This is a genomic window from Microbulbifer mangrovi, assembly GCF_002009015.1.
Taxonomy (GTDB): domain Bacteria; phylum Pseudomonadota; class Gammaproteobacteria; order Pseudomonadales; family Cellvibrionaceae; genus Microbulbifer; species Microbulbifer mangrovi.
This window is the reverse complement of sequence record NZ_LZDE01000240.1, coordinates 1-14,022: the sequence shown is the minus strand read 5'-3', so window position 1 is coordinate 14,022 and position 14,022 is coordinate 1. Positions and strand designations below refer to the sequence as shown.

General features: G+C 42.1%; 14 protein-coding genes and 1 pseudogene. 9 read left to right on the top strand and 6 right to left on the bottom strand.

The window, feature by feature from the left end; translation table 11 throughout:
* A pseudogene (locus B4U49_RS03800) lies at window positions 1-504 on the top strand (type IV pili twitching motility protein PilT); the annotation flags it as partial.
* 59 nt (window positions 505-563) lie between these two features.
* Here B4U49_RS03800 and B4U49_RS03795 read toward each other — a convergent pair.
* On the bottom strand, window positions 564-893 hold the full coding sequence (locus B4U49_RS03795) for a hypothetical protein (protein ID WP_078083247.1): 330 nt from the start codon (window positions 891-893) through the stop codon (window positions 564-566).
* A gap of 860 nt (window positions 894-1,753) precedes the next feature.
* Between B4U49_RS03795 and B4U49_RS03790 the strand changes: the two genes are divergently transcribed.
* The 8 genes from B4U49_RS03790 (at window position 1,754) to B4U49_RS03755 (ending at window position 8,347) form a co-directional block, all read left to right on the top strand.
* Entirely contained in the window at window positions 1,754-2,602 is an 849-nt protein-coding gene (locus B4U49_RS03790) for a glycosyltransferase family 2 protein (RefSeq protein ID WP_078083246.1), read from the top strand.
* A gap of 31 nt (window positions 2,603-2,633) precedes the next feature.
* Complete coding sequence (locus B4U49_RS03785) at window positions 2,634-3,107, top strand: glycosyltransferase family protein (protein ID WP_078083245.1); 474 nt, start codon at window positions 2,634-2,636, stop codon at window positions 3,105-3,107.
* A 119-nt stretch (window positions 3,108-3,226) separates the two neighbouring features.
* Window positions 3,227-3,718, top strand: coding sequence for a glycosyltransferase (locus B4U49_RS03780; protein ID WP_158078547.1), 492 nt, complete (start codon window positions 3,227-3,229; stop codon window positions 3,716-3,718).
* Between the two features lie 34 nt (window positions 3,719-3,752).
* Window positions 3,753-5,093: an O-antigen ligase family protein gene (locus B4U49_RS03775; protein WP_143735510.1), complete on the top strand. Its 1,341-nt coding sequence runs from the start codon at window positions 3,753-3,755 to the stop codon at window positions 5,091-5,093.
* Window positions 5,083-5,532 (top strand): acyltransferase, encoded by a 450-nt coding sequence (locus B4U49_RS19440; RefSeq protein WP_078083242.1) that lies wholly within the window; start codon window positions 5,083-5,085, stop codon window positions 5,530-5,532. Before B4U49_RS03775 ends, B4U49_RS19440 begins: the two co-directional genes overlap by 11 nt.
* Window positions 5,516-6,496 (top strand): glycosyltransferase family 2 protein, encoded by a 981-nt coding sequence (locus B4U49_RS03765; protein WP_078083241.1) that lies wholly within the window; start codon window positions 5,516-5,518, stop codon window positions 6,494-6,496. The genes B4U49_RS19440 and B4U49_RS03765 overlap by 17 nt, the downstream gene beginning before the upstream one ends.
* A complete protein-coding gene (locus B4U49_RS03760; protein WP_078083240.1) occupies window positions 6,493-7,614 on the top strand; it encodes an acyltransferase family protein in 1,122 nt (373 codons plus the stop codon). The genes B4U49_RS03765 and B4U49_RS03760 overlap by 4 nt, the downstream gene beginning before the upstream one ends.
* A complete protein-coding gene (locus B4U49_RS03755) occupies window positions 7,598-8,347 on the top strand; it encodes an SGNH/GDSL hydrolase family protein (RefSeq protein WP_078083239.1) in 750 nt (249 codons plus the stop codon). Before B4U49_RS03760 ends, B4U49_RS03755 begins: the two co-directional genes overlap by 17 nt.
* An 18-nt stretch (window positions 8,348-8,365) precedes the next feature.
* Here the strand turns inward: B4U49_RS03755 and B4U49_RS03750 are convergent, their stop codons facing one another.
* From B4U49_RS03750 to B4U49_RS03730, 5 genes are all read right to left on the bottom strand, one after another.
* A complete protein-coding gene (locus B4U49_RS03750; RefSeq protein ID WP_078083238.1) occupies window positions 8,366-9,340 on the bottom strand; it encodes a glycosyltransferase family 2 protein in 975 nt (324 codons plus the stop codon).
* A complete protein-coding gene (locus tag B4U49_RS03745) occupies window positions 9,337-10,824 on the bottom strand; it encodes a lipopolysaccharide biosynthesis protein (RefSeq protein WP_078083237.1) in 1,488 nt (495 codons plus the stop codon). The genes B4U49_RS03750 and B4U49_RS03745 overlap by 4 nt, the downstream gene beginning before the upstream one ends.
* A 68-nt stretch (window positions 10,825-10,892) precedes the next feature.
* Window positions 10,893-11,615 (bottom strand): glycosyltransferase, encoded by a 723-nt coding sequence (locus B4U49_RS03740; protein ID WP_158078546.1) that lies wholly within the window; start codon window positions 11,613-11,615, stop codon window positions 10,893-10,895.
* 445 nt (window positions 11,616-12,060) lie between these two features.
* A complete protein-coding gene (locus B4U49_RS03735) occupies window positions 12,061-12,990 on the bottom strand; it encodes a sulfotransferase family protein (protein ID WP_078083235.1) in 930 nt (309 codons plus the stop codon).
* Between the two features lies 1 nt (window position 12,991).
* Complete coding sequence (locus B4U49_RS03730; protein ID WP_078083234.1) at window positions 12,992-13,891, bottom strand: alkaline phosphatase family protein; 900 nt, start codon at window positions 13,889-13,891, stop codon at window positions 12,992-12,994.
* Window positions 13,892-14,022 lie beyond the last annotated feature (131 nt).

Genomic DNA, 14,022 nt, shown 5'->3' with positions numbered 1-14,022 from the left:
CACGCCAACAACGCCAACCAGGCACTCGACCGCATCGTGAACTTCTTCCCGGAAGAGCGCCGACCGCAATTGTTGATGTCACTGTCGCAGAATATCCGCGCCTTCGTATCCCAGCGCCTGGTACCGACTGTGGACGGGAAACGCTGCGCCGCCGTAGAAATCCTGCTGGGCACGCAGACCATTAATGAGCTGATCCTGAAAGGGGAATTCCACAACATCAAGGAGATGATGGAGAAGTCGGAAAACCTTGGTATGCAGACGTTTGACGGTGCGCTGTTCAAACTCTACATCGAAGGCCGTATCAGCCACGATGAAGCGATCAAGAACGCGGACTCGGCAAATAACCTGCGTCTGCGCATCAAAATGTATGAAGAAGGTAAGAAACCAAAAGTGGTGGCCGCGGAAGCAGAAGGTGAAAGCAGCGGCAGCGCAAAATCCGGCGGCGGCCTTTCGTTGTCTCTGGAGTCCATAGAGGACGAAGAGGAAGAGGTGATGCACTACTGAAGGAGCGAGGGATTCGGAGAGTACAAAGCTGGTAAATCATAGTGTCCCGTGGCAGCGAATCAGATCGCTGCCACAAATCCACCGAGTAACAGGGTAAGTGCAATGGTAAGAAGGCCCTGAATAATCGCGATCAGAATGCCCTTCAGAAACCCGGTTCCCAGCACCAACATATAGGCAATGGCGGCGAGAGGCATGGTGATCAGCAGGCCGAGTTCTTCTGTGACGCCGGGAATCATCCCTCCGACGAAATGCTGGATGATCACTGCCAGCAGCAGGGCAAACAGGCAAGAGAAGACTCCGGTGTTGCGCGCTCCCAGCATACCGGCCGCCATTTTCAGTGGCAGCACCAGAACTGCGACGACAATGATCAAGAGAATCAAAAATTCCATAGGCTGTCCCAACATGTTTTACAGTGAATGTGCCCTGACTATAGCGAGACAGTATTACCGCAGCACACATTCTTACGTGCAATCCGCGCGGAACAGTTCTCCAGACTGACTCAGGTACTGCGTGGCCCCTCCGGAAAAATGCCTGTGAGAATAAGCGCAGTACCGCACCTTGATATGATCCAGTTTCACCGTCTCCAGTACACACTTTAACCCGAGTGCAGGGGTGATAATCAACCCGCACCAGGGTAGCGAAGCGACGGATGTCCGATTTGGTCAGTGCACCCACCAACAGAGCGTTTGATCCATCGGCGAGGCGTGATTCCATTTCATCGAGCGCTGCGAATGCGCGAGCATAGGCTGCTTCATAGGCAAGACGTTGAAAATGGCGAAATTATGCATCTTTGTGTGCGCCTAAATCATCTTGTGGCTAAAGAGCTATTCTAGATAACAACAGATCCTCAACTGAAAAATCCTGCCAATTATAGCTATATAGTGGCTTGTCCCGGCTTATGGCCCGAACGGGCCCTTGTTCCCCGTATCCACCTAGATATTCTAAATGTAAGGAAAAGTTCCTAGGTCGATTAAGAGTTTTCGTTACTGCGTATGGGTGGCTCGGACGTCTATGGCTAAGCCCAAGCGTGAAAAGTGGTTTTAGTGAGATATCTCAACGCGCTCGACGATCATAGCCTTCGGATTGTGTTGGTAAGTTAAAACTGTCTTGGTTATAACCGCGATTTTTATGGTTGAAGGTAGTTTGATAGTGGATCACGTCAGGTGATCAAGGAGCGACTCATAATGGCTATACGGACTGCTTGTTATTGCAAAATTTGTCGTCTACTGCCTTGCATGCATGGAAGCAAATGATGGCAAGCATAATTATTCCCGCCCATAACGAATCAAATGTGATTGACCGTTGTCTGAAAGCTATTCTTAAAAGTAATACCTCTGCGCAAAAAAATTATGAAGTAATTGTCGTATGTAATGGCTGCTCAGATGATACGGCAGATAAAGCGAGAAAGTATCAGGGTGTTAATGTCATAGAAATCAGTGAAGCTTCAAAGGTATTGGCTCTTAATAAAGGCGATTCTATCGCCAGGTCCTATCCGCGCGTCTATCTGGATGCAGATATCGAAATTAGCGCGGAGTCGCTACAGGTAGCAATCGAAAAAATTCGGTCGTCAAATTATCTTGCTGCATCACCAACTGCTACGTTCGATTTAGGCTCATCCAGTGTATTAGTGAAGTGTTTTTACGCTATTTGGACGAAGCTACCATATTTTTCCAGTGGGAAAATGGTTGGTTCAGGTATTTACCTTTTATCCGAAAAAGGGCGATCCAGATTTTCAAATTTTCCTGATTTAGTCTCGGATGATGGGTTTGTAAGAGCGCTATTCAATAGTTCCGAAAAATCTACTCTGGATGGATGCCGCTTTAAAGTATTTGCGCCACGTACAGTTACCGAGTTAATAAAGATAAAGCGGAGAGCACTTTTTGGAAATCGGCAACTCTCGATGCAGCAGCCTGGTGCAGATATTGGTAATGATAACGGGGTAAAGGATCTACTACTCGTAATCCTTAAAAATCCTTGGCTGATACCAGCAGCAATTGTATATGTGCTCATAAAACTTCGAATAAAAACAGAGGTTATAGCGGAGGAGAAAGAGGGCACAAGGTTCGTCTGGGAGCGTGATAACAGTTCGCGAGTCTAGAGGTTATATTAAAAGCTAGGGGTTTTCGTTTATGGATGAACGTAACTTTAATGGTGTTAAGAAGGTTCTGTTAATTTCCTCAAGTGGTGGGCATTGGATACAACTAAGCCGGTTAGTCCCGAGGTTGGAGTCATGCGATCTATATTTTGCAAGTACCGATAAATCCTACAAGGAAACTGTGCCTGATGGACATTTTTACTACATTCAAGACGCATCAAGAACGGATACCATAATAAAAATTGCGAAACAAGCGCTGCAGGTTTTAATTACTCTGATCAGAGTGAACCCGCAAGTTGTGATAACGACGGGCGCCGCGCCAGGTTTTTTCGCCGTATTTTTTGCGAAGAAATTAGGCAAGAAAACGATTTGGATAGATAGTATTGCAAATGTCTGGGAAATATCGATGTCGGGCGCAAGGGCACTCAAGCACGCGGATTTATTGCTCACTCAATGGCAGCATTTAGATTCTAAGGTTGGTGCCAAATATTTCGGGTCCGTAATATGAGATTGATACGGATAAACATAAAAGTAAAAAATAACATTCGTGCAATATGCGAAGCTGAAACCCTGTCGCGTTGATGCATAGAAATAAAAATATTCGTAATATAAAGAATGCGAAAAAATATGAGTGCTATGATTTTTGTCAGCGTGGGAACACAATTACCATTTGATAGACTAATTTCCGCAATGGACCAGTGGTCAGGAAATCATCCGGACTATTCTGTTTTTGCACAAATAGGGGAAAGCCAGTATGCGCCTAAGAATATGGCATTCGAGAAAAATCTAAGCATCTCAGAATATACCGATTGCTTTAATAAAGCGAGCCTGGTGGTATCACATGCTGGAATGGGGACTATAATCACAGCTCTCGAAAGCCAGAAACCTTTGATTATTATGCCGCGAGAATTTTCACGGAGCGAGCATCGAAATGATCATCAGGTTGCAACAGCAGAAAAGTTTTCTCACTTCGACCTTATAGACGTGGTTGAAGATACTGCGAGTCTATTTGACGCTATCGATTCTGCTATGAAAAGTGCAGGGGAGAAAACATCGCCAAGACTTGAAGTTTCTGGAGCGCTAATACAGGCCATTGAAAGCGTAATTGACTCTGCGTAAAGCTTATACCTATATTATGTTGAGCAGTAATACCGTGAAAGTAGGGGAAATTCAGAGGTTCTCGAGTGTCTCATCTAACCGTGCGAGCAGTAGCTTGCTAGCGAAACTATTTATTATTTCTCTATTTATCCCCGGTGAATTTTACCTGAATCTCGGCGGCTTACGACTAGAGCTGTATCGCATTATTCTGATGCTTTCCGTTCTTGGTAATTTCAGATATGCGATGAATTCCGGTTCTTCTCTACACCTGGGTGATAAATATATAAATTTGGCAATACTTTGGGCTATCGTATCAATTCTAATTAATTATGGCCTTTCAAAGGGCGTGGAGAAATCCGGCATACTCTTTATAGAGTTGTTTGGGGCGTACTATCTCGCACGGAGAACGTTTACATCAATAGATAACGTTATTTCGGTATATAAAACCTACATGATTCTCGTTGTGTGCATTTTGCCTTTCAGTTTTATCGAGTTTTTGACTGGAGATAAATGGATTCACGACATCGCATCGGCGATTACTGGGAACAGACATATACCAGCTTCACTATATACAGAAAAATACATGCGACTTGGGATGACTCGCGCGGCCAGTGCATTTTCTCATCCAATTCTCAATGGGATTGTGTGCGTTACAGTATTGCCTCTCGCATTTTATCTCTACTTGTCGGAAAAAAAGTTTTGGCATATCTGTTTAGTTGCAGCACTGGTTGTTGCGGTTATAACTTCTATATCATCAGCAGCTTTTCTTGCGCTTGCAATATATATTTTTGTTATCTCATTTTTTAAGTTGAAGAAAAAAATTGGCGAAGGAATGAAGCGTATTGTTTGGCTTATCGCGGCATTAGCGATCGTTGTACAGATGGTTTCTAATCGCGGATTGGTGAAGTTGGTAATTCAGAATTTAACATTCAACCCACATACAGGTACACATAGACTATTAATTATCGAGCATCTTAAAGACGATATCTTACGAGCCCCATTTTTTGGTTCTGGAATAGGGGCGCCTTGGTCTGCTCCATTCTGGATGGGGCAGAGTATCGATAATTTCTGGTGGGCTACTGCATTTTTCTTTGGGATTCCATTTCCCATACTAGTGTCTTTATCGGTCATCTACTGTATCAAAAAAATTCCAGTGTCAATCCGCCCAAACGAAAATGATTACTTCGCATACGCCATAATTAGTATGTGCTTGGCTTTTTTGTTTCTCGGCCTAACAGTGCATCTTTTTGGTAAGGCCCAGCCACTGTTCTTCTTTGTGGTCGGTACATCAGCTGCGGTACTGACCTTTCTATGTAAGGAGAAGAGCATACCTGCTGCTGATGCTATCGAGGAGCGATATCCGCGGTTGTTGTGGAGGCGTAATTATGATGTATAACAAAAGAATTCAGAGAATACTGGTATCCATTCGGCATTTACTGCTATCTGTACAACGCTGGATTTTGATAAATCTATATGGAATGAATATTGGTAAAGATGTTCGTATATCGTTGAAGGCAAATTTGGACAAACGACACCCGAAAGGTGTCCATATTGGCGATGGATCCTATATCGCCTTCCACTCCACAATTTTGTGTCACGACATGTCCAGGAACGTCTATTGGGATGTCGTTATAGGGCGCAACTGCTTTATCGGCGCGCGTAGTATCATAATGCCTGGCGTGACGATTGGCGATTCGGTAGTAGTTGCTTCTGGAGCGGTTGTGACGAAAAACGTTGAGAGTAACGTGATAGTTGCGGGGAATCCTGCAAAGGTAATAAGAACTGGTATTAAAACTATCAAGTGGGGGAGATTGGTAGATGAAGCTCCAAGCTGAAAATGCGATTTCCGCCAAGATCAGCATTTTGATTGTTTGCTATAACTCTCTTTCTGATATTGCTCTATGCATGGCTAGCGTCATAGAAAACCTTCGAAAAGATAGTGTCGATGCGGAAGTGTTGCTGCTTGACAACTCTAATGATGGAACTGTGGAATTCATTTCAAAAAATTATCCACAGGTTCAAATCATCGATAACCATGTCAACCTAGGGTTTGCCGCTGGTAACAATCTACTTGCGGAGAACGCTAAAGGCGAATATCTGTTGCTATTAAACCCTGATACGAAACTTTATGAAGGGGCGATTAAAAACTTAATTTCTATCGCGAAAGCTTACCCAGAGAGTGGAGCTTGGGGTGGGGCAACATATTTTCCTGATGGGAGTAGAGAATACTCTTCTTTGCAGGTTGATCCTACCCTCGGGCGAGAGCTTATTAATTTGTTCGGTTTATCGCGCCATTTTCCTGGTCGAAAATCCTTGAACGCCACCGATGAATTAACTCCAGTACTATCTGGCGCATTCATGATGATTTCGAAAAGAATATGGGACCAGTTGGGTGGGTTCGATACTGAGTATTTCCTTTATAGCGAGGAAGTAGATATTTGCTTTCGGATTAGAAAACTAACAGGATCCATGCTGTTAATGTCGGAAAGGGCTAAAGTTACACATTTTGTTGGGAAAAGCTCCACGAATAGTGGAAGAACCCTGTTGATGTACAAAGGTAAAATGCACTATAGCCGAAAACACTATGGAAAAATTTATAGCTTTTTCTATGCAATCGTTATCTGGTTATATGCTTTTTCGCGTTTTATCTTGGGATGGATGGTAAATCTCTGCCCTCCAAATGGAAGAGCAAGAAACCTTGTAGAAAAATTTCAATTAGTAGTTTCTTCGCCCTCAAAATGGATCTCCGGCTACCAAGACTTTGTAAATGACTCTAAGCAGTCTCGGAGTGGAGTGTGAGGAAGGAAAAAATATGCCTTTCAGGTGCTTTAAAAGGTCGGGATAACAATCTCAATTTAATCAGATTCTGCGCAGCGACTATGGTCCTTGTCGCACATAGTTTTACGATAGTTACTGGAGATGCATTTCTGGAGCCGTTTTCGAGCTCTATCCATAAGTCCATAGGCTCTATAGCCGTTGATATATTTTTCTTTATCAGTGGAATGTTAATAACAAGTAGTTTGATCCATAGTCCGGATTATACTAGATACGCTATCTCAAGAGTGTTAAGGATATTTCCCGCTTTATTTGTAGCCAATATTATAACTGTATTATTGCTGGGGCCGATATTAACAAACCGCTCTTTTTTTGAATACCTGGAGGAAGGTAGTTGGCTGACCTACATTATTAAAAATACTTCTCTTTTTTTGGGAATACAGTATCAGCTTTCAGACTTGTTTGACTTCGCCCCGTACTCCAGTGTCGTAAATGGATCGCTATGGACTCTTCCTTATGAATTAAAAATGTACTGTTCGATTGCGCTGCTTTTCGCCATTTGCTCCTATATGGAATTTCGCGAGCGTGAAAGAACGCTAGTTTATTTAGTGGCGATAATTTCAGTTGCTTCATTTTTTTATCTACTAGCTGATATTTTTTTGCCCGATACCGCGGTTCCGTATTGGAAGGGCGGTCGACTGGTTTTTATGTTTTTCGTAGGCGCACTGGTTTTTCTGTGTAGAGATAAAATTGTTTTATCGAGTCGCACTTTTAGTATCTCGATAGTGGCACTTTTGTTAAGTCTAAGCGTGTCAGAACTGTTCCTATCCGTCTATTTAATAGTTATTCCATATATCATACTTGTTATCGCCTATGTTCCTAAAGGAAAACTTATTTACTTCAATAAACTTGGAGATTTTTCTTATGGACTCTATATCTTCGCATTTCCGGTTCAGCAAACGCTGATCTTTTTATGGCCCGGAATATCTATTGCTGAAATGGTTATGGGGTCATTTTTCTTTACTCTAATAATGGCGATTTTAAGCTGGCACCTTGTGGAAAAGCCATGCCTATCCAAAAGAAATTTATTCTATGGGCTAATTAAAAAGCGAGTCTTCAAAAGAAATGCGCCATCTTGGTAGTAAAAAGTTTTTTACCCTCATAGCCTTCGGCCTTCTGCTTTTTTTTGTGTTCGCGGCAGGAAAGGTGTCGTCTTATAAAATGATAAGCGAAGAGAGACTTACACCGCTTGGTTCTATAATGGCTTCACGAGTCAACTCTCACCCATTGGTTGATCAAGAAAAAGTTAAAGTTTCTTTCCTCGGTGACTCCAGAGCGAAAGATTGGGCGGATTACTATCAAGGAAGTCAGGATTTCAATGTGATAAATCTTGGGCTTGATGGCCAGACGACTGCGCAAGTCCTCTATCGGGCTGGCTATCACTCTGCAGATCTAGATGCCAGTGTGGTAGTTATTCAGGTTGGGATTAATGATCTTAAGGTTATCGGCTTTGATCGTAATCTATTTCGAGAGGTGGTAGATAACTGCAAGAGAAATATTTCGAGCATTGTCGATTTAATAGAAAAAAACAATGGTCAAATAGTGATATCTACGATTTTTCCCCGGGGCGAATTAAATCTTGTTAGACGTATCGTATGGAGCGAGCATGTCGATTTTGCAATTCTTGAAGTAAATGATTACATTCGTAAGAACTTCGAGGGTCGAGCTACCATTGTCGACTCTTATTCAATTTTGTCATCCTCTGTATATGAAGTAGATTCCAAATATAGTGAAGATTTTCTACATATAAATAATCACGGGTACCAGGTTATTAGTCTGCACGAGAAATTGATGCAAGCTGCACAGAAATTTTAATATTTTAGAGCGTTACTATTACGACTGGCCTAAGCCAAACCTTTGTTTACCCCAGTTACACAAAATACGCGGAGAAATAGCATAGATAGCTGGCTTGATATAGCCATAGCCATGTCGAAAAAACTTCAAAGAGTGAATTGCTGTTCTCCACGCTTCGAAGCGCTTTCTTTTCATTACAGACTGGTAGGCGCTTTCGGTGAAATGTCCGGCTAAGTTATTGTATTTATCATTTGCCCATCGGCTATTAAGGCGCAAAAACTCTGACTCCGACCACGGCTCTTCTCCCCGCCGTTTTTTGGCCATATTCATTACGCGAAGTAGATTTCTAGATTTTTCAGCGGGATCTTTTTTTGTTATGGAGTCAGTGCGTACTCTATAGTAGTAAAGACATTCATCTATGACATTGATCGGATATCTTTCAGAGATCCGAAATATGAAATCTACCCCCTGGCCTATTTTTAAGCTTGAGTTAAAAAGATATTCCTTGGCTATTTCTGTCTTTACCATCATGGTTGGGTCATGAGCAGGCAGTTGGAGAGAATTTATATGCTTTTCGCATTCTTGCTCATTTAGGATTTTAGACTTTGGGGCAATGATGCGGTCATCGAGTATTATTGCATGCCCAGATAAAAGCATGGCGAGGTGGGGTCTTCTTTCAAATGTCGTTACCAGAGTTTCCAGTCGCTCCCTTGAGCTTATATCATCAGAGTCTTGGATAACAAAATATTTTCCCTTGGCTAGAGAAAGTATAAAATTCAAAGTGTCAGCTTTCCCTTTGTTGCTATGCTTGAAACCTGAAATTCTTTGATCTTGAGAGCTAAGATTATCAATAATTTCGTATGTATTGTCAGAGCTTCCATCGTCGACAATTATAAATTCAAAATTCTTGTACGACTGATTTAAAATACTTTCTATTGCTTTCCGTATATATTTTTCGTCATTATATGCGCTCATTGCAACGGTAATCAGAGGTTCTGATGTTGTGATTTTCATGCGATTTTTTCTCTACGAAAATTTCTTACGAATGAATAAATTTCAAGAATTTTATTTCTTCCGAATGATAAGGAAAATAAAACTGAAAATATTGCCATCATTTCAACTAGGCTGACTAACAAGACGTAGATACTTGTCTGGTTGCTCATACTGTGGGTGGCAGCTACCAATATCAGAGATAGAGCCGCGCATATGATTACTCTTGAAGCGGTTTTGAAAAATGATTTAGCATTAAAGTTTACGTGCCTTGAGACATAAATGACAATTACAAAGAACATTACAGTGCTTACGGAAAGTTGAGCATAGGCTATTCCAATTCCAGCCCAGCGGATTCCAAACAAGCACGCGATAAAATTTCCTATGAGAGATAGCGTAGCAAGTTTAGCTAGTTTTTCTGGCTGTCCCGTCGCAAGTAGACACCAGCTTACACAAAGACCAAGCGCTGTTGTGATGCTGGATAGCGCCAACATTGAGAAAATTTCTGCCGATGGAAGCCATTTGTCTCCGAGTACCAGTGTCAGAAGTGGTTCGGCTGCGTAAGAGGCCCAAAGCATTATTGGTACAACAACGATGCCAAGACCTATCGTGACATTACATAATGAGTCAGTGAGGTTACGTCCTGAGTGATGTAGTTGGCTATAGTACGGAATAATAGCTCCTGCGACAGGAGTCATTACCTGTAAAAAGGGGAGCATCATAATACTGTAAGCCATGTTGTAATAGCCCACTTCCTCAGTACCATGAGCCCATCCCAACAAAACTTTGTCAATATTTTTCGAAATCACATTTATGGTTTGCGAGAAAATCACATAGAACCCAAACGTTAGTATCGTTCGACTTAAATTAATTTCCAGTCGAGGCCTTTTGGGCACCCATCCTGTTAATGTCCATATAGCAATAGCGTGACCCAAGTGACGCGTAAGAGGAATCGACACTAGCGCCCAGTAATCGGCACCATGCAGCGCCAGATAGATTCCCACACATAGGCTTGAGCCCGCACCGACTATTTCCGCAATCGCGTAATAATCTTGTCGGAAGCAACGTTTAACAAGGGCATTATGTTGATTGTTGAAAATAGTTAGTAATAGTGTGGCCGCCAACACCTGCACGACTGTCCTTATTCTCTCTTCTTCGTAAAATATAGCGATTGCGGGTGCCAGAAGTATTAGCGCTACAAAAAGCAAGAGCGCTGAAAATGCGCCCAACCAAAATGCATGATTGAGTTCTTCTTCTTTGATCTGCTTGCTCTGCAAGGTGTAATTGCTAATTCCAGAATCAGAAAATACCGTAACGAGTGCGATGATTGGAGCAACCATCGCAACAAGCCCAAAGTCGTCTGGTGTTAGTAAGCGTCCGAGAACTACCGCAGAGACTACACTTGCGACGAGTCTCGCGGCTCCGGACGCCATGGTAATGACAGCACTTTTAGCGACCCTGTGGCCGTTCACGTTATCACTGTCTTCAGCCCAGGATGGAATGGACATAATTCCTTTTCACCGAAATTTTTTGTTAAGGCACATTTCGTGTGTAGTTTCTTTCTTATCCAAAAAAACTAAATACCTATTTCATAGGCTTGACTGGTTCTTTTCGCAATAGTGTCCCAGTCTAGGGATTCCGCTTGCTTGTAATTCTTGGACCCCATTTCTTCAAGACTGGTCTCACTTTTCTGTAACATATATTGAAGTGTTCTGCCGAGTTCACTTTCCATTTCGCTATTGTATGAAGCTCCGCCTTCTGGATGTAATGTTTCCATCATGCAGCCTTTGTCCACAACAATGCAGGGCTTGCCAAATGACATCGCCAGAATAACAGCACCAGATGTCAATATATCTCGGTAAGGGAAGACGACTATATCTGAGGCATTAAAGTATATTTGGACGTCCTCTTCCTGAATATACTGAAACACGGTTTTAATACGTGGATCGAGTCTTGCAGAATTATTTATATCTTCCGCTAGTTTCTTATTGTCGGGCTTGCCGACAATAAGTAAGCGTGAATTTTCCATGTCAAGCGTGCTGAACACATTTGTCAGAGTCTCAATACCTTTATAGGGCTTTATATTTCCGAAAAACAGTAGTACTTTTTCATTTTTTAGACCCAATAGACGCCTGGCTTCCTCTCTGCTTACTGTATTTGGGTATACGCTAATATAATTTCCATGAGGTATACAGTCCATCTTGTGAGAGTACTTGTCGCCAAATTCTTTACAAAAGGCGGATCGCGCTCCTCTATTGTGAATAATTATTCGCGAGGATATTCCGGCAATTCTGGTCACGAATTTCTTTTCAAAGTCATGGTTTTCCGAGTCGTGCGAGTAGAGATTATGCAATGTCCATACCACTCGTATACGTAGACACCTTAATGCAAATAGTCTGAAGCAAAAAAGCCACATTCTTAGGTTCGCGTTTTTTTTTCGCTGGAGAGCTGGAAGCCAGTGTAGGTGTACAATTTTGACCCTATTCAATAGGGTCAAAAATATTCGTAGCTTTGCTTGTTTGACGACCCTAATACCCTGTTTTTTAAGGGCACGGGAAAGTAAATCCTGGTAAGGATTTTCTTCGAAGTAAGGGAGAAATATTGCTCGATCTTCCTGATTTATTTCTTGCTCGACGATTGCATCCACTTTTATCTCACCTTGATATCACGGACAGCTGGTAGGTCCACCATGTAGACTCAGGTCTTCTGTTGATTTTAGGAATTGGATTATTTTTTTGTGCGAATCAACTGGTAAGAGCGCTAGCTTCATCTTTCATTAATGAGAAATCTATATCGCTAAGATAAGATTTACCATTTCCGATAGACTCAATTTTTCCTCGTTTACTGGATTTTAGTGCAGCTTCAATTGAAGTCTGATTGTGGATCCCCAGAAATTTAACCATCTCGGGAAGCACATTGTCTGGATTGCGTACAAGGTCTTCGTAATTTATTGTGAAAAACTGATTTTGGGGGACAGAGTCGGATATCTGCTGAATGGCATCATGATGGCGCTTCCATACCCAAATACACCTATGTACATCGGTCGTCTTTTGGTATTCGTCGCGTCGTCCATGTTCTATGTAAAAATGTGGGTGGGCGCCATAGAGATATCCACCTGGTTCACGCTTGCCTGATTTTTCGGATGACTTTAAATGCCACGGTTTTTTCAATAGAGATGTGGCAACATCGAGGCCGTCTCGATTTATCACTACAAATTTTGCATTAGGATATATTTTCAGTAATTCTCCGGGAATAAAGGTATTGTTCGGGTTTTTTTCAATGATTTGTCGACCTGTGCCAGGCGAAAAAAATAGAAGAGATCGAAAAATTAGTTTGTACAGTATTTTTGTTCGGAAATTTATTGATTTTTCTTTGTATAGTTTTTGGGCGAGGTATTTTAATATGGGTGGCTCAAAAAAATAGGAGGATTCTGGCAGATCCTCGAGTAATTCTCCTAGATAGGTTGTGCCGGACCTGGGACTACCGAGGATAAATATCGGATCCGGGAGGGATGAGAATGATGCTATTCTTGTTTTTATCTTGGTCCAGAAGCCTGGTATTACCCGTCTTTGACCACGTGCAAACCTGAGAGTGTAATACCAGTATCCAATCAGTTGTTTTCCTCGGAATTCTTTTTTTATTTCAAGGCTGCTATTGGACGATTCATGATTCATCTTAGTTAGCCTCTGCGTAGTGTCCAGTCCATCTCAAGATATGATTGAAGAAATCGCGCATGTTGGTGTCTTTTATTTCTTCATTAATATTTATTGAATAAAAAGGTCTATTGTGATGAGTAGGTTTGTAATCTATTTTTCTCGCAGCACCGTTATCTGATATGAACAGTATTCGATCATATTTCCCTTTTGCTTGCTCTATTATTTCGCCCGCAAATTTATCTATCCGATGATATGCCTTTTCGACCTCCTCAACCTGATCCTCCTCGTGGTATGAAAAATAGAGATGTTGGGTTGAATCAAGGTATTGAAATTGGGCCATAAGAAGGTTTTGAGGAGGACCATCAAGAGCTTCCATTAATCTTTTCTTTCTCCAGCAGAAATGCTTTTCGCGGAGATCAAGTGCCGCTTCGACCCCCATTTCCGGATATTTTCTCGGGTCAAGAATATTTCTATCCAGTGCCCATGTTGGTTCTGGATTATAGGCTGGTACATAAACAGCGCGACTGTCTTTGATTAGTTCAAATAGGGTGGGGCATGTTAGATCGTCTTTTAGGAATTCTCTTGCGATGGTTGTTACTCTCTCTCCCAAGAGCGTGTATAGGGCATTGCGTCTGATTCTTCCTTTTTTGATATTCTTAAAGATCTTGCTCTCAGCCCATTTCGATACAGGACCATGGTAGATATATTTTACTTTTTTCCGTTCGTTTACGCCGTTTTCTTTCCACGTTTTTCCCGTAATAAGTTGCGCCGTGATTTGTGTTGCGACATCCCGGTCCTGCCATAGATTATCGACTTGTACCTTTCCCCACTGCGCTTGTTTTAAATTGGGACAATCAAATTGGTTGAGATAATGATGGTCGGCGCCACCAAATATTATGACCAGTAGTCTTGTGCTCATGAAATTATCCAGGTGTTTTATATTTTGAATCTGTTATGGGAAATAGTAGAGGTTCAGCTCTGACGATATTGTATCCACCTCTTGCGTCGTCAGCGCGCGGTCATATACGTAGATCGCCGCCACCTGCATAT